General features: G+C 65.7%; 19 protein-coding genes. 3 read left to right on the top strand and 16 right to left on the bottom strand.

Features of this window, described 5'->3' with window-relative positions; translation table 11 throughout:
• The first annotated feature begins 150 nt into the window (after nucleotides 1-150).
• Nucleotides 151-1,701 carry a murein biosynthesis integral membrane protein MurJ gene (gene murJ / locus F2P46_RS14630; RefSeq protein WP_166890738.1) on the top strand — a complete coding sequence of 517 codons (1,551 nt, stop codon included), beginning with the start codon at nucleotides 151-153 and terminating at the stop codon, nucleotides 1,699-1,701.
• Nucleotides 1,702-1,795: 94 nt separating this feature from the next.
• Here the strand turns inward: murJ and F2P46_RS14625 are convergent, their stop codons facing one another.
• The 3 genes from F2P46_RS14625 to F2P46_RS14615 form a co-directional block, all read right to left on the bottom strand.
• The gene (locus F2P46_RS14625) at nucleotides 1,796-3,175 is read right to left on the bottom strand and encodes a phenylacetate--CoA ligase family protein (RefSeq protein WP_166890734.1); all 1,380 of its coding nucleotides are present in this window, start codon (nucleotides 3,173-3,175) and stop codon (nucleotides 1,796-1,798) included.
• The gene (locus F2P46_RS14620; RefSeq protein WP_166890731.1) at nucleotides 3,172-3,975 is read right to left on the bottom strand and encodes a class I SAM-dependent methyltransferase; all 804 of its coding nucleotides are present in this window, start codon (nucleotides 3,973-3,975) and stop codon (nucleotides 3,172-3,174) included. Before F2P46_RS14620 ends, F2P46_RS14625 begins: the two co-directional genes overlap by 4 nt.
• 85 nt (nucleotides 3,976-4,060) lie before the next feature.
• Nucleotides 4,061-7,765, bottom strand: coding sequence for an autotransporter domain-containing protein (locus tag F2P46_RS14615; protein ID WP_166890728.1), 3,705 nt, complete (start codon nucleotides 7,763-7,765; stop codon nucleotides 4,061-4,063).
• A gap of 304 nt (nucleotides 7,766-8,069) precedes the next feature.
• Between F2P46_RS14615 and F2P46_RS37675 the strand changes: the two genes are divergently transcribed.
• On the top strand, nucleotides 8,070-8,285 hold the full coding sequence (locus F2P46_RS37675; RefSeq protein ID WP_229509289.1) for a lipid II flippase MurJ: 216 nt from the start codon (nucleotides 8,070-8,072) through the stop codon (nucleotides 8,283-8,285).
• On the top strand, nucleotides 8,279-8,524 hold the full coding sequence (locus tag F2P46_RS37670; protein WP_229509288.1) for a hypothetical protein: 246 nt from the start codon (nucleotides 8,279-8,281) through the stop codon (nucleotides 8,522-8,524). The genes F2P46_RS37675 and F2P46_RS37670 overlap by 7 nt, the downstream gene beginning before the upstream one ends.
• Nucleotides 8,525-8,726: 202 nt before the next feature.
• On the opposite strand, the gene F2P46_RS14605 is transcribed toward F2P46_RS37670, so the two are convergent.
• The 13 genes from F2P46_RS14605 to F2P46_RS14545 form a co-directional block, all read right to left on the bottom strand.
• Nucleotides 8,727-9,572 carry a type II secretion system protein gene (locus F2P46_RS14605; RefSeq protein WP_229509287.1) on the bottom strand — a complete coding sequence of 282 codons (846 nt, stop codon included), beginning with the start codon at nucleotides 9,570-9,572 and terminating at the stop codon, nucleotides 8,727-8,729.
• Nucleotides 9,538-9,927, bottom strand: a complete 390-nt coding sequence (locus F2P46_RS14600; RefSeq protein WP_229509286.1) for a prepilin-type N-terminal cleavage/methylation domain-containing protein — start codon at nucleotides 9,925-9,927, stop codon at nucleotides 9,538-9,540. The genes F2P46_RS14605 and F2P46_RS14600 overlap by 35 nt, the downstream gene beginning before the upstream one ends.
• 5 nt (nucleotides 9,928-9,932) lie before the next feature.
• Nucleotides 9,933-10,412: a type II secretion system protein gene (locus tag F2P46_RS14595; protein ID WP_229477232.1), complete on the bottom strand. Its 480-nt coding sequence runs from the start codon at nucleotides 10,410-10,412 to the stop codon at nucleotides 9,933-9,935.
• A complete protein-coding gene (locus tag F2P46_RS14590) occupies nucleotides 10,412-12,328 on the bottom strand; it encodes a secretin N-terminal domain-containing protein (RefSeq protein ID WP_229509285.1) in 1,917 nt (638 codons plus the stop codon). The genes F2P46_RS14595 and F2P46_RS14590 overlap by 1 nt, the downstream gene beginning before the upstream one ends.
• A 35-nt stretch (nucleotides 12,329-12,363) precedes the next feature.
• Nucleotides 12,364-12,888, bottom strand: a complete 525-nt coding sequence (locus tag F2P46_RS14585) for a hypothetical protein (RefSeq protein ID WP_166890716.1) — start codon at nucleotides 12,886-12,888, stop codon at nucleotides 12,364-12,366.
• On the bottom strand, nucleotides 12,885-13,451 hold the full coding sequence (locus F2P46_RS14580) for a hypothetical protein (protein WP_166890714.1): 567 nt from the start codon (nucleotides 13,449-13,451) through the stop codon (nucleotides 12,885-12,887). Before F2P46_RS14580 ends, F2P46_RS14585 begins: the two co-directional genes overlap by 4 nt.
• Entirely contained in the window at nucleotides 13,448-13,993 is a 546-nt protein-coding gene (locus F2P46_RS14575) for a PilN domain-containing protein (RefSeq protein ID WP_166890711.1), read from the bottom strand. The genes F2P46_RS14580 and F2P46_RS14575 overlap by 4 nt, the downstream gene beginning before the upstream one ends.
• Nucleotides 13,990-14,802: a hypothetical protein gene (locus F2P46_RS14570; RefSeq protein WP_166890708.1), complete on the bottom strand. Its 813-nt coding sequence runs from the start codon at nucleotides 14,800-14,802 to the stop codon at nucleotides 13,990-13,992. Before F2P46_RS14570 ends, F2P46_RS14575 begins: the two co-directional genes overlap by 4 nt.
• Nucleotides 14,795-16,492, bottom strand: coding sequence for a GspE/PulE family protein (locus F2P46_RS14565; RefSeq protein ID WP_166890705.1), 1,698 nt, complete (start codon nucleotides 16,490-16,492; stop codon nucleotides 14,795-14,797). The genes F2P46_RS14570 and F2P46_RS14565 overlap by 8 nt, the downstream gene beginning before the upstream one ends.
• A complete protein-coding gene (locus F2P46_RS14560; protein WP_166890702.1) occupies nucleotides 16,489-17,676 on the bottom strand; it encodes a type II secretion system F family protein in 1,188 nt (395 codons plus the stop codon). The genes F2P46_RS14565 and F2P46_RS14560 overlap by 4 nt, the downstream gene beginning before the upstream one ends.
• 41 nt (nucleotides 17,677-17,717) lie before the next feature.
• Nucleotides 17,718-18,161 (bottom strand): type II secretion system major pseudopilin GspG, encoded by a 444-nt coding sequence (gene gspG, locus F2P46_RS14555; RefSeq protein WP_166890700.1) that lies wholly within the window; start codon nucleotides 18,159-18,161, stop codon nucleotides 17,718-17,720.
• 221 nt (nucleotides 18,162-18,382) lie between these two features.
• Nucleotides 18,383-19,015 carry an NF038129 family PEP-CTERM protein gene (locus F2P46_RS14550; RefSeq protein ID WP_166890697.1) on the bottom strand — a complete coding sequence of 211 codons (633 nt, stop codon included), beginning with the start codon at nucleotides 19,013-19,015 and terminating at the stop codon, nucleotides 18,383-18,385.
• Between the two features lie 10 nt (nucleotides 19,016-19,025).
• Nucleotides 19,026-22,073 carry an ExeM/NucH family extracellular endonuclease gene (locus F2P46_RS14545; RefSeq protein ID WP_229509284.1) on the bottom strand — a complete coding sequence of 1,016 codons (3,048 nt, stop codon included), beginning with the start codon at nucleotides 22,071-22,073 and terminating at the stop codon, nucleotides 19,026-19,028.
• Nucleotides 22,074-22,156 lie beyond the last annotated feature (83 nt).

Below are 22,156 nucleotides of genomic sequence, written 5' to 3'. Positions count from 1 at the left end.
AACCAGTGCCTGCCAAACATTAGTGTCTGCGTAACAGAATTCTGTACAGCCTTCGATTATAGCGAAAAGTTCCGGTAAGGGCAATTCAAAAATCAACATTTGTCGGCCGCCCCCGTCCGCATCACCCTTGCCGGGCTATAATCCCGGCCCATGAACTTGCTCAAAACCCTGGCTGCCATCTCCAGCATGACCATGCTGTCCCGCGTCACCGGCCTGCTGCGCGAAAGCCTTTTCGCGCGCGCCTTCGGCGCTTCGGAATTCACCGATGCCTTCAACGTCGCCTTCCGCATTCCCAACCTGCTGCGCCGCATGTTTGCCGAGGGCGCCTTCGCCCAGGCCTTCGTGCCGATCCTGGCCGACGTCAAGACCCAGCACGGCGACGAAGGCACGCGCCCGCTGGTCGACAGCGTCGCCACCGTGCTGATCTGGTCAACCCTCCTGATCACCATCGCCGGCATCATCGCCACCCCGATGCTGATCATGTGGATCATGGACACGTCCAAGCAGACGCCGCAGGCCGAGCAGGCCGCCGTCTTCATGACGCGCATGATGTTCCCCTATATTATCTGCATGGCCTTCGTCTCGCTGGCCAGCGGCATTCTCAACACCTGGCGCCAGTTCAAGATTCCCGCCTTCACCCCTGTCCTGCTGAATATTTCCTTCATCCTGGCGTCGCTGTTCCTGGCCCAGCGCCTCGAGCAACCGATTTACGCGATGGCCTTCGCGGTGGTGGTCGGCGGCCTGCTGCAGGTGGGCATCCAGATTCCCTCCCTGATGAAAATCGGCATGCTGCCGCGCATTTCGCTCAATCCCATCGCCGCCCTGCGCGACCCGGGCGTGCACCGCATGCTGAAAAAGATGGGACCGGCCGTGTTCGCCGTCTCCGCCGCCCAGATCAGCCTGCTGGTCAATACCGGCATCGCCTCGCGCCTGGGCGCCGGCAGCGTCTCCGCCCTCACCTACGCCGACCGCCTGATGGAATTTCCCACGGCAATGCTGGGCGTGGCCTTGGGCACCATTTTGCTGCCCAGCCTGGCCAAGGCGAATGCCGAGGGCGATACCTCCGAATACTCGGCCCTGCTTAACTGGGGCCTGCGCCTGACCTTCCTGCTGGCCCTGCCCGCCTCGGTCGGCCTGGCCATGCTGGCCGAACCGATGATCGCCACCCTGTTCCATTACGGCGCGTTTAGCGCCAAGGCGGTCCACGCTTCGGCCATGCCGCTGATGGCCTACAGCGCCGGCCTGGTCGGCATTATCCTGGTCAAGACGCTCACCCCGGCGTTCTATGCGCGCCAGGACGTGCGCACGCCGGTGCGCATCGCCATCGGCGTGCTGGTGGCGGTGCAGCTGATGAACCTGGTGTTCGTGCCGTATTTGAAAGTGGCAGGCCTGGCGCTGTCGATCGGCCTGGGCGCCTGCATCAACGCGGCCGTGCTGTACACCATGCTGCGCAAGCGCGGCATTTATGTGCCGCAGCCGGGCTGGATTGTGTTCTTCGCCAAGCTGGTCATCGCCGTGGCCGTGATGGGCCTGATCGCGTACTACTGCAAGATCCAGCTCGACTGGACCGCGCTGCAAGCGCGTCCATGGCTGCGCGCCGGCGCCCTGTTCGCCATCGTGGCCGGCAGCGGCCTGGCCTACTTCGTGGTGCTGTTCGGGTTGGGTTTCCGCTTCCGCGACTTCAAGCGCAGCGGGCGCTGAGCGGTCCGGTTCCAGCGCTTCATCGCGTCGTTTCGGTGACAAGGCGGCGTGCGGGCGGCGCCGCCGCTTCCGCACACGCCGCTTCATCATTTTCTCAAGACGCCAGCAGGCTGACAAATTCCTCGAACTTGCCCGATGCGGGCAGCGCAATACGGTCGCTGAAGTAATGAAACCGCAGCGCGAACGGATAGCCGAGCGCTGACCGGATGACGGCGCCAAGCCGCTCTTCTTCGAGCGCATCGGGCCGGCGCGAGCACACCAGGTTGACGTCGATGTCCTCCGCGCTGCGCTGCACCAGCTGGTACTGGATAACAGGCGCCACCTCACGGAAGCGGTGAAAACCCATTAGCGGCCAGTGGCGCTTGCCCCTGATGGTCACCATATTGCGCTCGCGCCCCATGATGCGGCGCAGCGTCGGCAGCCCGCGCCCGCAGGGACACGGTGGCCCGGCCTGCGCATAGTCGCCGATATCGTAACGAATCAGGGGCGTAGCAAAGTTGTGCAGGTCCGTCACCACCACGCGCCCGACCGCGCCGGCCGCGCAGGGCTGGCCGTCGTCGTCGAGTAGCTCGGTGATATAGCCTTCGGCCATCAAGTGATACAGCGCGCTGTCGGGACACTGGAGCGCCACGATGCCCAGTTCCTGGCTGCTGTAGCAATCGGCGATGTCGACGCCCAGTACGGCGCGGGTGCGCTCGCGCAGCGCCGGCGCCAGCGTTTCCCCGATGGTGCGGATCTGGCGCAAGGCGGGCAGCGCGCAGCCACGCTTGCTTATCTCGTCGAGCAGTGCCGCCAGGTTGGTCGGATAGGTCAAAAAATAGGCCGGGCCGATGGCCAGCAGCCAGTCGAGCTGCTGGTCCACCGCGCGGTTGATTGGCATGGCGTAGGCCGGGCCGGTGCGAAAAAAGGTCGACGCGGGCGGCCCCCAATCGGGCAGCGCCAGTGCATGGTCATCCTTCAGATTGGCGCGCGTGACCGCGAGCGTGGCCGTGAAGTCGCGCCGCTGCCACAGGTGGTCGCGCAGGGTGAAGGCCAGCCAGAACATCTGGTTGATCGCGGTGCGCGTGAGCGTGACTGGGGTGCCGCTCGACCCGGAGGTGCTGACCTGGCCCGTGGGCTGGTGGTCTGTCGGGATGGCGTCCGATACGATGCGCGCCAGGTCGCCTTGCAGCTCGCGGCGCGACAGCGGCGCCAGCGCCGTCAGCCCACCCGCTTCGCACAGTGCGTCGATGGTGCTGCCGCAGGCGCGCAGACGCTCCTGGAAGTGCGGCGAATGCACGCCGGCCCAGGCCAGCAGTTCACGCAACTGGCGCCGCTGGCGCACATCGAGTTCTGCCGGCGTGAGCCACTGCGTGTGTTCGAGCTGCTGCGCCAGCGCCAGTACCGAGGCCGGCAAGCCGGTCGACAGCGGCGGCCAGGCGACCGCGCTGACGGCGCTGGCCAATTCCGGCCAGGCCTGCGCCGGCGCCCTCATTTGTGCAGCCGCAGTGCGACGATTGGGCAGCACTGCGCCAGTTCGTAGCTGCCGTGGAAAACGCCCAGCTCTTGGTACGCGGCGGGGATGCTCGCGCGCAGCTGGGCCAGCGTGGGGAAGCTGTAGACCGCCGACGATCCGCAGTAGGCGTCGATGGTGTCGATGTCGGCGCGCGGCCAACCGGCGCGCGCGGCCAGCATGCCGCGCTCGGGGAGGAGCCGGTCGAACGCCGCCCGAATATCGCTGACGGCGATATTCGGCTCGCCCGCCTGGGCCACCAGCGCCATCGCCAGGCGCCATTTGAAGGCGTGAAAGCTGCCGATCGCGCCGCGCATGGCGGCATCGGCCACCTGATCCGGGGTCTCGGGCCGGTCCGGCGCGGTGAACACGCGCAGCGCCAGCGTGGCCTGGTCGCGCAGGCAGCTGTGCAACTGGGCGAACAGACGCGCATAGCCGGCCGCGTGGCACAGCATGTTCAGGCTGCCGTCGCCGACGGCAAAGTCGACGCTGTCGCGCGCAAGCGGCAGTTCGAGCCAGTCGCCCTGCCGTACCGACTGGCCGCTGCCGCGCGGCGCCCAGTGGCGCTCGATCATGGCGGCGTCGCGTTCAACCGCGACCAGACGCTCGCTGAGCACCGTCAGTTCGGGGGTAACGCCGAGCAGCAGGCCGAGGCCGGGCTCGGGTCCGAGGATGGTGCGCATGATGGCGAGATCGTCCTCGCCCGGGCGCAGCGGGCCGCCGATGAGCGACCACTGCCGGGCATGCGCTTGCCAATGATCGGCTGCTCCTGCTGCTGCCATCGTCGTATCCTGTCAAGTGTCAGTCCAATAAAAAACGTGTGCCGTCACGAGCAACGGCACACGTCGGGCCTTACGCTGCTACCGCTCAGAATTCCTTGCGCAGTTTCAAGGAGATGCTCTGGTTGCGGAACCCGCGATAGGCTTCGGCATCGTAACGGCCGGTGATTTCCATGCCTCCCGATTGCAGCATGGTGACGCCGGCGCCGGCCCGCATGAACAGCGGCTTGGGATCGACGCCGCGCGTGACGAAGGACGCGCCACCGCCGGCGAAGCTGGCCACCACCGAACTTTGCTCGGCCAGGAAATCATATCCCAATCCGAGGTTGGCCGAGAGCGTCGTGGCCGCCGATGGCGAGTAGTTCATCTTGGCGTCGGTGTAGAGGATGAACTGCTTGGCGCGCTGGCTGCCGACGATCAGGTTCAAGGCGCCGGCGCCGGATTCGGTGTAGGCCTTGTTCTTGACCGTGGTGTAGTCGAGCCGAACCGAAGGCGTGACGTTGGTCTCTTCGCTCAGCCTCACCACACGTCCGATACCGGTGCCGGCATGCAGGCTCATGCCGCGGTAATCGCTGCCTGCCACCCGCGTCAGGCCGCCGAAGTTGATGGTGCGGGTGGCGTCGGTCTTGTTGGCGCCGGCGTCAAGCTGCCAGTTGATGTCCGTGTTCGGATCGAGGTTATGGCTGCCGTAGGCCATCAGTTGCAGCATGTCGATGTCGGCCCGTTGCGGAGTCACGCCGTTGCCTTCCAGCTTGGTCCTGGCGTAGGTGAAGGCCATGCCGATGCGGTCGGCGGTGCTGACGGCGCCATCGGCCCCGACGATGATGCCGCCGCTGTCGGCTTCAAAACCTGCCGTGCCGTCCCTCGCGCTCTGGCGTGCCCAGGAACCGAACGGCTTGACCCAGGCGTTGCGGCTGGCGCCATAACGGTCGCCCGCCGACAGGCCGCGGTTCGATTCGATGCGGGCCTGCACCACGCGGTCGGTCAGGTTCATGGTGCTGGCGACTGAGGCGGCCGTCCCTCCCGATACCAGCGGCAGGGTCTGGCTGACGGCGTCCGACACTTCCCTGGCGGTGGACAGCTTGCCCAGCGCGGTGACCACCTGGCCCATGTCGCCACCGACGCCGCTGGCAATCAGGGTGTCGAGCACGCGCGCGGCGCCGCCGCCAGCGAAGTTGCCGCTGGCCAGTGCCGCACCGGTGGCGGTATTGGGCGGCACCGGTGTCGGGACCGGGGTCGGCACGGGCGTTGGCACCGGTGTAGGAACCGGTGTTGGCACTGGTGTCGGCGTCGGAACCGGTGTCGGCGTCGGGGTCGGCACCGGAGTCGGTGTTGGTACCGGCGTCGGCGTCGGCACCGGAGTCGGGGTTGGTACCGGTGTCGGCGTCGGCGTCGGCGTCGGCGTCGGCGTCGGCGTCGGCGTCGGCGTCGGCGTCGGCGTCGGCGTCGGCGTCGGCGTCGGCGTCGGCGTTGGCGTCGGTGTCGGTGTCGGCGTCGGTGTCGGCGTCGGTGTCGGCGTCGGTGTCGGCGTCGGCGCGACAACAATCACCAGATCGAGCTGTTTGCCGTTTTTCACGCCCGTCAAATCGAACAGGAAACTGTTGTCGGTCACCGGAATGGTGTTGGCAGTGGTCAGCGTGCCGCTGGCCAGGATCACGGCTGGAATGACTGTGCCGTTGGCCAGGACCGGTGCGCCGCTCACGTCCACGTCGACATTGCTGCCGGCCGACATGTCGACGTTGCCGGTTACGTTCAGGCGCCCATACGTGGAGGCATTGGTCAGGCCGGTGCGGAACACGCCGGTGGCGGCCTGGATGTAGTCGCCGGTCAAGGTGACCGTGTGTCCGGTCGCGATCGACAGGATGCCGCGGTTGGTCATGCTGGTGGCGCCGATGGACAGGGCGCTGGTCGAGCGCAAGACGCTGCCCTGACTGATGTTCAGCTCGCTCAGTCCGGCAAAGTTGCCACCGGCCGTCATCGACGCAGTCGTGATGCCACTGGTGCCAATGTTAACCTTGCTGCCGGCGCCGCCGGTCACGTCGCCGTTCACAGTGGCGGTGCTGCCCAGGATGGTCAGGGTATTAATGCCAAGCGCAACTGCCCCGTTCAGGGCGCCGGTATTGCTCGCCGTGAACGCGTTGCCGGCATTGCCCAAGTTCAATGAACTGGCGCCGTCGATGGTGCCGCTGTTTACGATCGCATCGACATTGGCTGTGCCGGAAACGGCAATACCGTTGGTCGTCCCGCTGATGCTGCCGGCGTTGGTGATGCTGCCATGCACTGCCGAATCGGCGACCGAGATGCCGGTATCGGTGCTGACGATGCTCGCGCCAAGCACATTGCCAATGCCGCCCGCCGTCACCGACGCGCCATTGCTGAGCAAGATGCCGCGCGCGCCGGACAAGGCCCCGGCGTTCGAGATGCCGGTGGCGATGCTTGTGGCCGCGCCATCGAGCTTGATGGCGCTGCCGTTGGCGGCGCTGATGGTGCCTGCGGCGCTGTTGCTGACGGATACGGTAGTCGTACCTCCCAGCAAGCCGATGCCATTGCCGGAGCTACTGCTGATCGTGGCAGTGTTGGCAAGCGTGCCCGTCAGTTGCGCACCGTCGAGCGAAATGGCGTCATCGCTGGCGGTAATGGTGCCGGAATTGCTGATGTTGCCGGCCAACGTAGTCGTCCCGTACAGCATGATGCCGCCCTCGCCGCCATCGATCAGGCCGCGATTGACGATGTCGCCGGTGATTTGCGAGGAATACACGTTCATGCCCCGGTCGTTGTGCATCTGCGCGCCCACCTCGTTCACGATTCCCCCGGCATTGATGGTCGCGCTCGACAAAGTGATTCCGTGCATGCCGCTCAGGCTGCCGGCATTCGCAATGCCCTTGTTCACAACCGAGTTGGCGACCGAGATCACTTCATAGCCGGCACTGATGCTGCCTTGCGCCATGTTTTCGATCAGGTCGACCGTCGAATTGGTTTCGACAATGATGCCCTCCAGCGTCATAAGGCCGCCGATGACGCCGCTATTACTCAGCTTGCCAGAGACAGTACTGGCGGTGATCCGCAACGCCGCATAGCCTCCCTTGGCATCGATGGTGCCACTGTTGATGAGGTCGCCGCTGACGGTGGAATTATTGGCGATCGCGATGCCGCGCCCGTTTTGCCCGGCCGTGACGCCAATGTGCCCATGATTGGTGATACCCACCCCAATTTGCGAGTTGTTCATGTCGAGACCGGCAAAACCACCCGCGCCGCCGATCTCGCCCCCGGCGGCATTGCTGATGCCTCCCTGCACGACACTACCGATCAGGTGAATCGCCGTCCCGTTGACCGCGCTGATCACGCCGGCCGGGCCGTTGCTGATGGCGCCGCCCAGATTGGCCCCGTTGAGCCGGATGCCCTCCTCGGTCACGCCGCCCCACGGCCCGGTGGACGCGATGGTACCGGTATTGCTAATGCCACCGGTCAGCGAGCCCTCGATATTGACGGCCACCGCCACCGGGTTGATGGTGCCGGCGTTGCTGATGGAGGCGGCGCTGACGCCGGCCTTCACCTCGACGCCATTATTCGGCGTGTTTGCCAGAGGCACGGTGACGACGCCGGTGGCCGTGACGGTGATACTCTCGCCCGTCCCGACAGTGCAGGTGTTATTGATTGTGATGTTGTCGACCGTGATGATGCCGCCGACCGCCGCCGGACAATTGTTGCCGATCGCCGAAGCCTGCGACATGACCAGGCAGGCGCCCGTGACGAGCACCGCCATCTGTTTCTTATTGAAATTGGAATTCGCCATGGAAAGTAGTCCCGATGAGATTGGCAAAGCAGAAGTCCAACCTTATCGGCCGGCGCCCGCGCAGGTATGGGGGGGAAACCACATGCACCTGGCCGCAGTCTTTTCCATATAGCTTTTTAATATAGTGAAACTAAAATCGTGTGTATATAACGTTCCGCCCTAAACCAAAATGACCGCGTGTGCAAACAACACATTCAATAGTTGGCGGCCGCGCCGATTTCCGATAGCAAGCGGTGGATCAGTGGCGACAAACACATGGATCATGTAATTCACTCAACCCAATTACGCCTCGGCCATCGCGCTGATGGCGTACCGAGCCGCCTTGGTCGGCAACATCTCGGTCAAGATGCTCAGCCCGGCATTCTGTGCGCGCCGGGACGTGCGCACGCCGCTGCGCATCGCTATCGGCGTGCTGGTGGCGGTGCAGTTGATGAACCTGGTGTTCGTGCCGCCGCTGGAGGGTGTGGCGGGACTGGCGCTGTCGATCGGCAGGGCGCCTGCCTCAATGCCGCCGTGCTGAATACACTGCTGCGCAAGCGCGGCATTTACGTGCCGCAACCGGGCTGGCTGGTCTTTTTCGTCAAGCTGGTGATCGCCGTGGCCGTGATGGGCCTCTTCGCCTGGTACTGCCAGATCCAGTTCGACCGGCTGCGCGCCGGCGCCCGGTTCGCCATCGTGGCCGGCAGCGGCCTGGCTTATTTCGTGGTGTTGTTCCGACTGGGGTTCCGCTTCCGCGATTTCAAGCGCAGCGGGCGCTGAGTGGCATCAGCGGGCGTCATCGTCGCGCCCCAGCCGCTTTGCAAGGATACCGGCGCGCCAGGACGGCGCGCACGGAGGGACCAGGGTCACCCTTGAGCTTGTCGTTACTCATGCGCGATAATTCTTCGACGATCAGATAATTCAGTTCATGGGGCACCGGTGCTTTATTAGATCATTAAAGTACTGGTAACTTTTTTTGCGCCTACATTTCCCTTTTAGGCTCGTTGCGGCGGCCGTCGTCGCGCTGGCGTTCGTCGCGCTGGCGCTCGTCCTGCCCGGCACTCTCCTTGCCGGACTGATCTTCTTGCGGCGGCTCTACCGGCTCGTCAGGCTTGTCCGCAGGCGGATCGGTCTTCTCAGGCTGCGCTTCCTCGGGCGGCGGCATGGCGGCGTCCGCGGCCGGTTCCTGGGCTGGCGCAGGGACCGGCGCGGGTGCCATCTGGTCGGCCGGCTTCGCAGCACCGTCGGCGGGCGGAAACAGCGGCGCCGGCTGGCCCGGCTGGTTCTGCCCGGGCACAGTCATCGGTTCCTGCGGCGCCATGGTCTGCGACGACAAGGTGAACTTCCACTCCGACAGCTTGCTCTTGTTTTCCATGTTCAGAAAGCGCGCGTCGAAGTTGCCGACCTTGAGTGGCGGCGCGTCCGACAGGCTGTAGACCCCGAGCACGCCCTGCTTGTCGCCCACGTACATCACACCCCATTCGGCTTTGCCGGTGATCGGGTCGACGAAAATCTTGCGCAGGTGGCGCCGGGTGCCGGGAAAGCGCGGGTCCTTGAGCAGTTCCTGCAAGGTGGGCGGCTGCTGCGGCTGGCCCGGCGGCGTGGCGGCGGCGTAGCTGCGCAGCGCATCGCTGAAGGCGGCGCCGATGGCCAGCAGTTCTTCTTCGGCGGCGGCGCGCTGCATGAGCGAGCCGACTTTCAGGCTGGCCGCGCCAACGAGGCCGATGATGGTGACCAGGATGATCAGCCCCAGATAGGTAAAGCCGTGCGCGCGCTGGCGGCGCGGCGCGGCCCTACCAGTCGAGATACGGTTTGCCGTTGCGGTCATTGCCGGGCGCCCCACTCTTGATGCTGTACAGGTTGCCCTTGGTGGTGTCTTCAGGCGGCACCAGTATCCAGCTGGTGCTGCTGTCGGCCACCGGGTCCACGGGAATATTGCGCAGGTATTTTTTCTCGACCAGCTGTTCCAGCGAATCGGGATAGCGCCCGGTGTCGGCGTAGTACTGGTCGATCACGGCGCGCGTGTTGCGCAGGTTGTCGGCCAGGATCGTATCCTTGGCGCTGTCGATGCTCGGAAAAAAGCGCGGCACCGCGAGCGTGAGCAGCAGCGCGACAATGCCCAGCACCACCAGCAGTTCGATCAGGGTGAAGCCGCGCGTCAGGCGGCCTTGGTTTGCTTGCATCGTCTTTACCATTTGCGGTACGGTACATCGTTCAGGCCGACCCGGTCCGAGGTCGAATACACATCGTACACGTCCTCGCCTTCGCGCGGGTCAAGGGCCTCGCTGGCGTAGCTACGCTTGCCCCAGGTCTGGGCGGGATTCACATCGCCGCTGGCGCTGAAAGGGTCGCGCGGCACGCGGCGCAGGAAAAAAATCTTGGCGCGGGTGGGACTGCGCACATCGGGCACGCCTTCGACCAGTTGGTCGAGCGATTTCGGGTAACCGTTGCTGTTCAAGGCGCGCGCGATCCGACCCTCGTCGTAAGCGCGCTTGTAGGCGTCGATGCCCTGGCGGATTTCGCGCAGCGAGCGGCGCAACTCCTGCTCCTGCTGGCGTTGCATGGTCACTTGCGTCACCGGCACCACCAGGGTGCCGAGCAGGGCCAGAATCGCCAGGGTCACCAGCAATTCGATCAGCGTGAAGCCGCGGCCCCGCCCCTGCGCCATCATTGCTCCGGCGCGGGCGTGGTTTCCGGGACCGGCACCGGGGTGACGGCGGCCGCCGGCGCTTCCGGAATCGCCGGGGCCTGGACCGGGGCCGGGGCCGGCGCACGCACGCCCGGCGACGGCGGCATGACCACCGGCGCGCGCGGCGTCGTGTCCGGACGGCGCCGGAAGCTGGTCTCGGTGCCGGCGCTGAACTCGGACGCGCTGGCCGGCGGACGCTGGATGTTGCGGATCAAATGCGGCGTAATCGACAGCACGATCTCGGTGCGGTCGGCGCCGTCGGCGGTGCGCCCGAACAGGCGCCCGACCACCGGCAGGTTGCCGACTCCCGGAATCTTGGTGCCGTTGCTGCGGTCTTCGTTGTTGATCAGGCCCGCCAGCACCTGGTTTTCGCCATCCTTCAGTTGCAGCATGGTCGACGCTTCACGGTTGCCGATGCGGTACGCCGTGGTGCCCGAGGCGGTGGTGATGGTGTCGAGCAGGCTGCTCACCGTCAGGCCGACGCGGATGCCGATTTCGTTATTCAAATAGATGGTCGGCTCCACGTTCAGGGTCAGGCCGACATCCAGATACGTGATCGATTCCTGCGAAAAGCCGTTCGCCACGCCGCCCGACGACAAGGTGGTGGTGATGTTCGGGACCTTGTCGCCGATGACGATCTTGGCCTTTTCCTTGTTGCGCACGCGGATGCGCGGATTGGCCAGGGTGTTCGAGTCGCCGTCGGTCTTGCGCGCGGTGATCGTGGTCGACAGCGACGACAGGCCGATGTCGGCGCGCCCCAGCCCGCGCACGGTGTCGAGCGTGAGCGGCCCGCCGCCGGGCGTGGTCAGGGGCGCCAGGGTCAAGGTGGTGGGCCACGAGACGCCCAGTTCCAGCAGGCGGCTGCGCTTGATCTCCAAGATCTCGACTTCGAGCATGACTTCCGGCTCGGCCACGTCCTGCAGGGCCACCAGCTTGGCCGCCAGCTTGATCGCTTCCGGGTTGTCGCGCAAGATCACGAGGTTGAGCTTTTCGTCGATGACCACGTCGCGCGACTTCAAAATGGTCTTGAGCGTGTTGGCCACCACCTTGGCGTCGGCGTTGGCCAGGAAGAAGGTCTTGACCGTCATTTCCTGGTATTCCTTGAGCTTGGTGGCCACGTTCTGGTACACCAGCAGGGTATTGCCGTCCATGACCTGGTAGTCCAGCTGGTTCGACACCATCAGGTAGTAGATGGCCGATTCGACCGTGCTGTTTTTCAAGAAGATGGAAGTCTTCTGGTCGGTTTTGACGTCCTTGTCGAAGATGAAGTTCAGGTTCGAGCGGCGCGCGATCACGTCGAGCACCTGCTTGAGCGGGGCGTCGCGGAACTCGATGCTGATCGGCGTCTTGTAGGCGGCGGACAGGCCGGTTTCGGCGGCCGGCGCGGCGGTCTTTTCGGCCACCTGCAAGAGCAGCTGGCGCGCCGGTTCGTACTGCGGACGCTCGATCAGGATCGCGGCGGCGCGCGCGCGCGCCGGCTCGTATTCCTTGCGCTCGAAAGCGGCCGTGGCCTCTTCCATCGCCCTGGCGTGGCGCTGGTCCATCTCGATCAGGCGCAGGCCGGCGCGGGCGCGCTCGTTGGCCGGATCGAACCCCAGCACGCGCTGGTAATCCTGCAGCGCCGGGGCCGGCCTGCCGGCGGCGAGCGCGCGGTCGGCCTGGTCGAGCAGGCGCGTGGCGGCGCGGTCGCGCGCGCGCAGATAGGCGGCGCGAAAGACCGGGTTTTCGGGCTGGGCGTCGACTGCCTGGCGGTACTTGATCAAGCCCGCCTCGATTTCATCTTTCTCGACCAGCGAATTGCCTTCGAGGTAAGCGGCCTGCCCGGCGCAGCCAGCCAGCGCCAACACGATCAGCGGCGCGGCGGCGGCGCGCGCAAGGCGGCGCCAGGGTGGCAAATTCAGGCAACGTGTGCCAATCCGGTGACTAGCCATCAGTCGAAGACTCCAATGTTGAGCTGTTGAACCTGGTTCAAAGGCAGATAGGTCAGGGTCAATGTGGGCGGCGCGATTGCGTCCACCCGGTACACGCCGTCGATCACCATCTTGTTACGTACGATATAGGTCTTGTCGCCGCGCGCGAGGAAGACTTCCCACGCGCCCTCGCCCACCGCTTTTCCGATGAAGACGAACGGCAGCGGCGGCGCGCTTGGTGGCGGCGGTGGCGGCGGTGGCGTGTTGTCCACCGGCGGCGCGGCGGGCGGCGGGTTCAGGTTCTGGCTGCCGAACACGCCGGCGCCGAAGGCGTCGTCGTCGCCGATCAGGGTGTCGCGCGCGGCCAGGCGCAGGATCGCGGGTTCCGCCGGCGCGGCGACGCTGCTTGCGCGCACCACGGCGGCCTTCGGCGCGCTGCGTTCGACTGCTTCGGCCACGTCCGACTCGGGCTTGTTGTCGCCGAAGATGAGCAGGCCGGCGGCCGCCAGCACGGCGGCGCCCATGACGAGATGGCGTGGGTTCATTGCGGCGCTCCCGGCGCATCTTGCAGGTAAAAGGTCATGCGCACGCGCGCTTCGAGCGCCGGCTCGCCGAGGTTGTCGCGCTTGAAGCTGATTTCGTCGAGCGAGGCAAAGGGAATGGCGCGCAGCGACAGGATGGTGAACTTCCAGATGGCGCCATAGCTGCCCTTGACCGGCAACGTCACCTGATAGGTATGCAGGCGCGCATTGCGGTCGTACGCGGCCTTGTAGTCGCCCTGCGAGAGCGACAGGCCGCTCTTGGCGGCGATGCCGAACAAGGTCTTGACCTGCTGTTCGGCGTAGCGCTTCTCGCCCAGGGTGGCATAGAACAGGGCCAGGTTTTCGTTGGCGATGACGGGCGCCGGCTTGTCGACCGGTGGCGGCATGCGCGCCAGGCCGAGCGCGACGGCATGGCGCTGCGCTTGCAGCGCGCCCTGCGGCAGCAGCCAGGCGACGGCCGCGCCGCCGGCCAGCAGCAGCACGCAGGCGCCGCAGAAAAACGGGCCCCCAGCGGCCACGGCCAGGCGCGCGCGCAACGCCAGCTTGGCCAAGGTCGGCGCGCTCATGGCGCCACCCATTCGGCTTCAAGCTGGAAGCGGATTGGCTTGTTCGGATCCTGCTCGTTGATTTCGTGGCGGATCAGGGTCACGCCGGCGAACAGTTCCTCGCGTTTGAGCAGTTCGACGTATTCGATCATGGCATCGCTGCTTTTCGCTTCGGCGGTGATTTTCAGGCTGCGTTTGCGCGCGTCCGGTTCCAGCGCCAGCATGCCGATGCCGGGGGGCGTGGCGGCGGCGATGGCGTCGTACAGGGCGCGCCACGGCAAGTTCAGTTGCAGGATGGCGGCGTTCACGCCGGCCGCCTGCGCTTCCGAAATGCGCGGGCCTTGCACCACGGGCGCTACCACCAGCGGAGCGCGCGAACGCAGGCGCGCCGCGTTCAATTCGGCGCTGTCGGCGCGCTGCTGCGTTACCAGGCGAAAGCCCAAGGTGGCGGCGCCGGCGCACAGCGCCAGGCCCAGCACGGCCACGGCCCAGGCGCCGGGACCGGCGCGGTGCAAGGTGCGCTGCATGGACGGCGGCGCGAAATCGATGCGGACCGGCTTCATACCCGGCTCCCGGTGGCGGCCAGGCGCGCGCAGTCGGACCAGCCGGCGCCCTGTCCTTGTCCCAGCAAATGGCAAGCCAGCGCGGGATGGGCGGCGCCCTTGCTCCAGGCGGCCGGCGCGTGTCCCGATACGCACAGGCGCGCCGGCACGGACAGGTTCAGACGCAGCGCTTCGCGCGCCACATGCGCGGCCAGCCAGTCAAGACCGGCGCCCTCGGGCAGCGCGGCGGCGCGCACGGCGCGGATCGCCCCGTCCTCGATGGCGGCAATGGTCAGCACGCGCTGCTGCACCAGGCCATACCAGGCGCCAGCCTTGAGCGCCCCGCGCCACTGGTTAAAGCCGGCCACGAATTGCGGCGCCAGTTCCACCAGCGGCGCGCGCTGGGCGGCGCACACCTGTTCGATCAGCGCGAGCAAGTGGCGCGGCAGCGCGGCGACCAGGAACGGCTGCGCCGCATCCCAGCCGGCGGCCAGTTGCCAGGCCCCGGTCGGCTCACCGAACAGCGTTTGAAAGCGCAGCGCTGCGGCCGCTTCCAGGTCGGCCAGGCGCGCGCTGCCGGTGGGCGGCGTCACCTGCCAGATGCGCACCAGTTCATCGGCCAGCACGATGGTGACGGGCCAGTTGGCGCTGCCGGCGCCTTCGAGCAGCAGACGCAGGGCGCCGGCGATCGACTCGGGGTGGCTGCCGCCGTCGAAGGCCAGTTCGGCCACCAGTTCGGGCGCGTTGCCGCCAAAGCGACTGGTTTTAAGGAGCGCGACGGCGCCGGGCGCGATGCCGACCCGCAGCGATTGTCCGAGCCGTCTACGCATGCAGGGTCACCCGCTTGATTTCGGTGAGCGTGGTGGCGCCGCGCTTGACCAGGTCGAGCGCGGCCAGGCGCAGGCTGCGGGTGCCGTTGGCGTGGGCCGCCGCCTTGATCTGGCGGATCGGGCGCTTGTCGACGATCAGTTCGCGGATTTCGTCGTTCAGGGTGAGGATTTCGGCGATCGAACGGCGCCCCTTGTAGCCGGTGCCACGGCAATCGCCGCAGCCCTTGCCCTGCATGAAAAGATAGTCGTGCACGTCGGCGCGTTCCAGGTTGACGGCATCGAGTTCGGCGTCGCTCGGGGTGAATTGTTCCGCGCAGTGCGGGCAGTTCATGCGCACCAGGCGCTGCGCCCAGATGCCGTTGAGGGCCGAGACGAAGGCGTAGGGGTCGATGCCCATGTGGGTAAACCGGCCGAACACGTCGAACACGTTATTGGCGTGGACGGTGGTGAGCACCAGGTGGCCGGTCAGGGCAGACTGCACCGCGATTTCGGCGGTTTCGCGGTCGCGGATTTCGCCGACCATGATTTTGTCGGGGTCGTGGCGCAGGATCGAGCGCAAGCCCTTGGCAAAGGTCAGGCCCTTCTTTTCATTGACCGGAATCTGCAAAATGCCGGGCAGCTGGTATTCGACCGGGTCTTCGATGGTGATGATTTTTTCGCGCCCGTTATGGATTTCGGTCAGGGCCGCGTACAAGGTCGTGGTCTTGCCCGAGCCGGTCGGCCCGGTCACGAGCAGCATGCCGTAGGCTTCCTGCGCCAGCATGCGCAGGGACACCAGCGAGGCCGCGTCGAAACCGAGCGCCTCCAAGGTGAGCGCGCCGTAGGCTTCGATCATGGCGCGCTTGTCGAGAATACGGATCACCGCGTCCTCGCCGTGAATGCTGGGCATGATGGACACGCGCAGGTCGATTTCGCGTCCGCCCGACTCGACCCGGAAGCTGCCGTCCTGCGGCACGCGGCGTTCGGCGATATCGAGTTCGGCCAGCACTTTCAGGCGCGAGATGATGTGCTCGGCCACTTCGACGCCGCCGACCGAGGTGGCGTGATCGAGCACGCCGTCGACCCGGTACTTGACGGCCAGGCCGCCGGCGGTGCTTTCGAGGTGAATGTCGGAGGCGCCGGCCTTGAGCGCGTCGTACAGGGTCGAGTTGACCAGCTTGACGGCCGGGCTGGCGGCCTCGGACACCGAGGCGAACGACAGCACGGCGGCGGTCTTGCCGTCGCGCCGGGCGTCGCCCACGTTGGCCACCAGGGTGTCGACCGCGCGCGCCGATTCTTCCTGCTTGGACAGGTAAGCCTGGATATCGGCTTGCAGCGCCAGGCGCACATGCAGCGGCGCGGCAGGCGTGGCGCGCGCGCGGGTGCTCAGCCAGGTTTGCAGGTCGACGTCGAACGGGTCGGCGATCACGCCGAGCACCTGGCCGCCGGGCTCGCGCAGCAGCACGCAGTGGCGCGCCAGCGCCTGGGCCAGCGGCAGCAGGTCGAACGCGGTGGCGCAGCTGAGCATCTCGGCCGTTTCCATCACCGTTAAACCAAACGGGTCGGCCAGGGCCTGGACGATCTGGCGCGCATCCAGGCCGCTGGCCGCTTCCAGTTCGGCCACCAGCGGACGCTGCGTCTGCAGGCTGCGCGCGCGCGCGGCGGCCAGCAGGCTTGGGTCGAGAATGGGAGACGGCACGGCAGTACTCAAGACATGTCTCCGGCCAGGTCGAAAATCGGCATATACAGCAGCACCACAATGGCGCCGACGACGAGCCCGATGGCGGCCATCAGCAAGGGTTCGAAGGTGCGGGTGAAGCGGTCGATCCAGCGGCTGATTTCGCCGTCGTAAAAGGCCGCCGACTGGGTCAGCATCGGCCCCATGTCGCCGGTGCGCTCGCCGACCCGCAGCATGCGCAGCGAAATCGGGGTGGTCAGGCTGTTCGCCTCGAACGCGCTTGAGAGCGGCAGGCCGGACTCGATGCCGGTGCGCGCCGCGCTCAAGGAAGCGCGCATCGAACTCGACACCATGGCCTGCACGGTATCGATGGCGTTGACGATGGTGATGCCGCCTTCGCTGAGCATGCCGAGCGTGAGGTACAGGCGCGAGAGTTCGTAAATGCGCACCCGTTCGCCGATGCCGGGCAGGCGCGTGACCAGGCGCGCCAGGCCGCCGTTGCCAGCCAGGCGGCGCCACAGCAGCACCAGCGCGCTGACCAGCAAGGCCAGGCCGCCCAGCAGCACACTGGTATGGCCGCTGGCGAACTGGCCCCAGCCGAGCAGCATCTGCGACATCCACGGCAGGTTGCGTCCGGCGCCCTGGTAGACCTCGGCAAAGCGCGGCACCACGTAGGTAATCAGGAACATGCTCACGCCGCCGCCGACGGCCAACAGGATCACCGGATAAATGGCGGCGCTGACGATCTTGCTTCGCACCACGTCGATGCGCTGCTGGTAATCGATGTAGCGCGCGAGCGAACGCGGCAGGTCGCTGGTGCCTTCGGCGGCACGCACGATGCCGATGTAGAGCGGCGAAAACAGGTCGGGCTGGTCGGCCAGCACGCTGGAAAAGCGCTTGCCTTCGCGCAAGCCGCCGAGCAGGCGTTCGAGCACGTTGCGGGTCGAGACGCTGGTTTCTTTTTCGAGCAGGGCTTCGAGCGCTTCGACGATGCCCAGGCCGGCCGTCAGCAAGGCCAGCAGTTCCTGGCTGAACAGCACCAGCGACAGACTGGCGCCGCGGCTACGGCGCAGGCCGGCGGCGCGCACCGGTTCGACCGCGCTGACGAACAGCCCGCGCGCCTCGCACTGGCGACGGGCATCGGCCTCATCCTGGGCGTCGACCACCTGGCTGCTAATGCCCAGATCGGGCGCGAGGGTACGGACAGCAAACTGCATGAGGCCTTTGCGGAGAAAGGTAAAACTGCGGGGTCAGGAAACTATTGGGACGTGATGTCGGCGTTTTCGCCGGTGCCGCCGGGTTGGCCGTCCTTGCCGGTCGACACGATTTCGTACTCACCCTTGGTGCCCGGCGCGCGGTACTGGTACGGGCGGCCCCATGGATCCTGCGGCACGGCCTTTTTCAGGTAAGGACCGTTCCATTTGGCGCCGGCGGTGGCGGGCGCGACCAGCAATGCGGCCATGCCTTCTTCGGTGGTCGGATAGCGGCCGACGTCGAGGCGGTAGGTGTCGAGCGACTTTTCGAACGCTTCGATCTGGGCCTTGGCAACCGTCACTTCGGACTTGCCGAGCTGGGCGAAATACTTCGGCCCCACGTAAGCGGCGAGCAAGCCGATGATGACGATAACGACGAGTAATTCAAGCAGGGTGAAGCCCGCGTGGCGCGTGCGCCGGGAGTGGTTGATTTTTGTTGCTGCAAACATCCGTTCGACTCCTCAATGCTCAATTTGGCGTGCAAGGCTACCATGCCGCCGACGGTTGCGACAACTATTCTTTCATAGCGGGCGCGGGGATATTTGGCATGCTTTAGAGCAAGGTTTTTCGGGGCGTGCGGGCGAAAAAAAAAGCACACTCGCCGTTGCCGGAAAATGTGCGATCGATGCAGGCGGACCGTGGCCCGCCCGGGGCGTACTTAGCGCGTCGCCTAGCGCGTCGCCTTGCTGGTGCGACGACGCACGAAGGCAACCAGGCCCAGGCCGGTCATGACCAGCAGCAGGTCGGACGGTTCCGGAACCGCGTTCGTGGTCACGGTCACGATACGGGTTGGATTGTCGATCTTGATGGTTGGCGTGCCACCATCGTCCAACGGTGGGTTGAGATCGAACTCGATCAGGTTATTCTCAGCGCCGTGATAGTCGCCCGTATCGAGATCGACCAGCGCCACGCCGAACAAGGCGCCAAACGAGCCTGGAATGGTTTCGAAGTCGCCATGGAAGGTGACGTCGAAACTGAGCATGCCGCCGAGCGTTACCTTGTGCATCAGGTAATTGAGATTGCCGCTGTTGGCGAAATTGACAATACCGGGAATCGCGCCGGTGACAGCGCCACTACGGCTCAGTTCATACTCGAAGATCCCGCCAAAATTGCTCACATCGGCAAAGGCCGAGGTGGCAGCTTGCTTGCTATTAAAACTAAGCAACATGGCGCCGCCCTTGCCGACAAATTGACTTGAGTCAATGTTGACGTGATAAGTCGGAATAGCCCAGGCAGCACTTGCACCCAATGCGAACGTTACAGCGAGCAATGCTTTCGTGATGATTTTTTTGATATCGAACATTCTTCTTCCCTTAGAGTGAACCACTTAAAATTTTCGTGACGAAACCAACGCCTTTACGGGCGGGACTGCTGTAAACAACGGAAAGGGTGACTTTGGCGCCAACTGGTATTGTACCATTGTTAACAGTCATATATGGTTCGGTTCCCAACATTCCAGTCCGTGTAGCAACAGTTACGCCAGGAGTCAGTGAAGAAAATACAACATGGACCGGCCCGGTAATCGGCCCCTTGCTGGTGTTGGTGATGGTCAGGGTGCCGCTGAAGGTATTTTTGAAGATATCCACGCGCAGGCCGGAACCCCGGACGTCGAAACTGGACGTGACGTCGGCATAGGTCGGCGCCAGGTTCAGCGCCACCACCACCGGATCGTGGTCCGAGGAGCGGAAGGCGTCATTCTTGAACAGGGCTTGGGCGGCGGCGCTCTTGGCGTCGGTGTTGTAGTCGATCACGGTCGGTTCATCCGCATTGGTATGCCATTCGGTGGCGCCAGCCACCTGGGCGTCGAGCGAGGTGCTGGCCAGCGCATGATCGAGGTAGCCGCTTTCGCCGTCGAAGACGTAGGAGTAAGGAATGCCGGCCGGACGCACGAAGCGCTCGAGCTGGTTGACCAGGCCGGCCTGGTTGAGCAGGTGGATCGGATCTTCGAAGCCGTGCGCATTCATGTCGCCGATGACCAGCACGTCCGGGTCGCCCGCGCTTGCCACCACTTGCGGAATGAAGTAAGTGGCCAGGCGCTGCGCCTGCAGCACCCGGGTGGCGTTATTGCAGCTCTGGCCATCGCCCAGGTCGGCATTGGCGCCGCTACCGCAGCCACCCTTCGACTTGAGGTGGTTGACGATCACCGAGAAGCTGGCGCCGTTGCCGGCCTTGAAGGTCTGCGCCATTGGCGGTCGGTTGTTGACGGCGTCGCCGTCGGACAGCGCGCCGCCGACCAGCGCCAGCTTGGCCGGCTTGTAGATCATGGCCACGCGGATCGCATCGGTGCCGGTGGCGGCCGGCTTAGGCACGTAGGCATAGGTGTCGAAGCCAATGGCCGCGTTGAGCTGCCTGACCAGGTAGTCGACCGCGATGTCGTCGTTGTTCTGGATTTCCATCAAGCCCACCACATCGGCGTCGATGGCCTTCAGTTCATTAACGATCTTGTCGCGCTGGCGCACGAATTCGGGCATGTTGTCGGCGCCACGGCAATTCGAGGCGCGCGTGGTCGAGCCGACCTTGCAGCCCTGCCCCGTGCGGCCCCAGGCGTCGGCGCCGTCGAGGAAGGTGGTGAAGAAATTGAGCACGTTGGCGCTGGCCACTTTGACATTTCCGACCGGCAGTTCCGGTGCGGCCAGGCGCGGGTTGCTGCGCGTGAACGACGGCGCTGCGGTCGGCTGGATCTTGAAAGCCGCGCCGCCGCCGCCGATGGCGCCGAAGTCGAGTACGCCAACGAGCTTGCCGACGGTGTCGCCGGCGCGCACCGTGCCATCCTGGCCGAGGTAAGGAATGCCCGAGCAAGCCACCACATCGGCGCACGGCGGCGTGGCGGCCGGCGGGGTGACGAACCTGCTGTCGTCGAGCACCAGTTGGTTGCCCGCATTCGACGCGGCCAGCGCCAGCGCCTCCGGCGTGCCCGGACGGAAGCGGTTGGTCGCGGTTTCGCGGCGTCCGACCGACAGGGTCAGTTCGCCGCGGTCGCCCAGGTAGCTGGTCTGGTTGACGGTCAGCGTGTTGGTGATATTGACCAGCATCGCTTCGTAGCGCGCCAGGTCGATGCCCGGCTCGAAGGCGATATTGACTGGCGTCACGCTATTGCCGCCGCCAAGCACATCGGTGCCGGTGACGTCCTTCATTTCAGTGTAGGTGCGCAGCGCGCCGGTCGGCTTGTACTCGACGATGGTGCCTTTCACGCGCACCAGGTCGCCCAGCGCCACCGTCGGCGCGGTGCCGGTGAAGACAAACAGGCCGTCCGAGGTGGCCGGATCGCCGTCGCCGTTGGCATCCTGGATAAAGTAGCCGTTCGACACCTTGTGGGTGACCACGCCTTCGGTGCTCACGCTGACATTGGCGAACGGGCTGGTCGCGCCGGCGCCCTGGATTTGCGGAATCGTGGCCGCGCCCGAGACGCTGACATTGACCGGGCAGGTCGCTTCCTGGCCGGCATTGTTTGTGAAACGAATCACGAGCGGGTAGCTGCCCGATGCCAGGGCCGCGCCGGCCTGCAGGTTGACGCTGGCGGACGCGCCATTCGCGCTGGCCGCCGTCAGGCTGCCCAGGCTGATGCCGGGCACGGCGCCGCTGGCGATGGCCGCGCCATTGACGATGCTGTCTTCATCCGAGGCGCGCAGCAAGACCGCGCCCGGTTTACCCTGTTCGATGGCCAGGCTGGCCGGGCAGGCCGGCACGATCGGCTTGGCTTGCGGCACGGTGGCGCCGCAGGTATTGCGGGCCGAGGCGCTGGTGCGCGGGGCCGGCGCGCCAGTGCCGAAATCGACGCTGTTGTCGTCGGTATCGGCGCAGCCGCCGTTGGCGCGGAACAAGGCCAGCGAGGCCGACATGGCCGGCGCACGCGTGCCTTCGGCGCCGTTGGCGGTGCCGAAGCCGACCAGGTCGGCGATGTTCTCGCCCGTCGGGGTGGCGCCGCTGAGCGTGACGGTATCGCGCACCAGGGCCACTTTGCCGGTGGTTCCCGACATGTTAAACCCGCTTTGCGGCGCGATGAGCGGGGTTGGCAGCGCCGGCTGGCCCGTGCCGCCGCTCTGCTGCTGGATCAGGATGTACTGGCCCGGCTCGACGGTAAAGTTCGGCAGGGCCGACTTGCCGCTCCAGGCGCCGGTACTGGCGGCCGAGCCGTACTGCAGGCTCCACCCTTCGGCGGTGACCGGGGCGCTGCCGCGGTTGAAAATTTCGATGTAGTCGTGGGTAAAGAACGTGGTGTTGGCATTGCCACCGGCGCCGTACAGCTGGCTGATCACGAGGTCGGGCGAGGCCGCCATGGCGGGAACGGCAAGACCTGCCATCAGTGCGGCCAGCACGGTAAGCCGGCCGGGAATGTGGATGGTTGCTACGGGCTTTTTCATCGAAACTTCCTGAAGGGAGTAGAGTGGAGTCGTCATTGTCATGCCGACTACGGACGGTGGTGTTCTATGTTAGCAAAAAGTAT

This window comes from Massilia sp. CCM 8734 (genome assembly GCF_011682155.1).
In the GTDB taxonomy this organism is placed as follows: domain Bacteria; phylum Pseudomonadota; class Gammaproteobacteria; order Burkholderiales; family Burkholderiaceae_D; genus Telluria_A; species Telluria_A rubra.
The sequence above is the reverse complement of the archived record's forward strand: the minus strand, read 5'-3'. Positions and strand labels throughout refer to the sequence as shown.

What these genes read in the sequence shown, in the direction of transcription:
- F2P46_RS14615 (WP_166890728.1), bottom strand. Translation starts at nt 7,765, where the DNA reads ATGGCGAATTCCAATTTCAATAAGAAACAGATGGCGGTGCTCGTCACG.
- F2P46_RS14545 (WP_229509284.1), bottom strand. Translation starts at nt 22,073, where the DNA reads ATGAAAAAGCCCGTAGCAACCATCCACATTCCCGGCCGGCTTACCGTG.
- F2P46_RS14570 (WP_166890708.1), bottom strand. Translation starts at nt 14,802, where the DNA reads ATGCGTAGACGGCTCGGACAATCGCTGCGGGTCGGCATCGCGCCCGGC.
- F2P46_RS14600 (WP_229509286.1), bottom strand. Translation starts at nt 9,927, where the DNA reads ATGCAAGCAAACCAAGGCCGCCTGACGCGCGGCTTCACCCTGATCGAA.
- F2P46_RS14580 (WP_166890714.1), bottom strand. Translation starts at nt 13,451, where the DNA reads ATGAGCGCGCCGACCTTGGCCAAGCTGGCGTTGCGCGCGCGCCTGGCC.
- F2P46_RS14575 (WP_166890711.1), bottom strand. Translation starts at nt 13,993, where the DNA reads ATGAAGCCGGTCCGCATCGATTTCGCGCCGCCGTCCATGCAGCGCACC.
- F2P46_RS14620 (WP_166890731.1), bottom strand. Translation starts at nt 3,975, where the DNA reads ATGGCAGCAGCAGGAGCAGCCGATCATTGGCAAGCGCATGCCCGGCAG.
- F2P46_RS14550 (WP_166890697.1), bottom strand. Translation starts at nt 19,015, where the DNA reads ATGTTCGATATCAAAAAAATCATCACGAAAGCATTGCTCGCTGTAACG.
- F2P46_RS14560 (WP_166890702.1), bottom strand. Translation starts at nt 17,676, where the DNA reads ATGCAGTTTGCTGTCCGTACCCTCGCGCCCGATCTGGGCATTAGCAGC.
- F2P46_RS14595 (WP_229477232.1), bottom strand. Translation starts at nt 10,412, where the DNA reads ATGGCGCAGGGGCGGGGCCGCGGCTTCACGCTGATCGAATTGCTGGTG.
- murJ (WP_166890738.1), top strand. Translation starts at nt 151, where the DNA reads ATGAACTTGCTCAAAACCCTGGCTGCCATCTCCAGCATGACCATGCTG.
- F2P46_RS14585 (WP_166890716.1), bottom strand. Translation starts at nt 12,888, where the DNA reads ATGAACCCACGCCATCTCGTCATGGGCGCCGCCGTGCTGGCGGCCGCC.
- F2P46_RS14605 (WP_229509287.1), bottom strand. Translation starts at nt 9,572, where the DNA reads ATGACCGCAACGGCAAACCGTATCTCGACTGGTAGGGCCGCGCCGCGC.
- F2P46_RS37675 (WP_229509289.1), top strand. Translation starts at nt 8,070, where the DNA reads ATGGCGTACCGAGCCGCCTTGGTCGGCAACATCTCGGTCAAGATGCTC.
- F2P46_RS14625 (WP_166890734.1), bottom strand. Translation starts at nt 3,175, where the DNA reads ATGAGGGCGCCGGCGCAGGCCTGGCCGGAATTGGCCAGCGCCGTCAGC.
- gspG (WP_166890700.1), bottom strand. Translation starts at nt 18,161, where the DNA reads ATGTTTGCAGCAACAAAAATCAACCACTCCCGGCGCACGCGCCACGCG.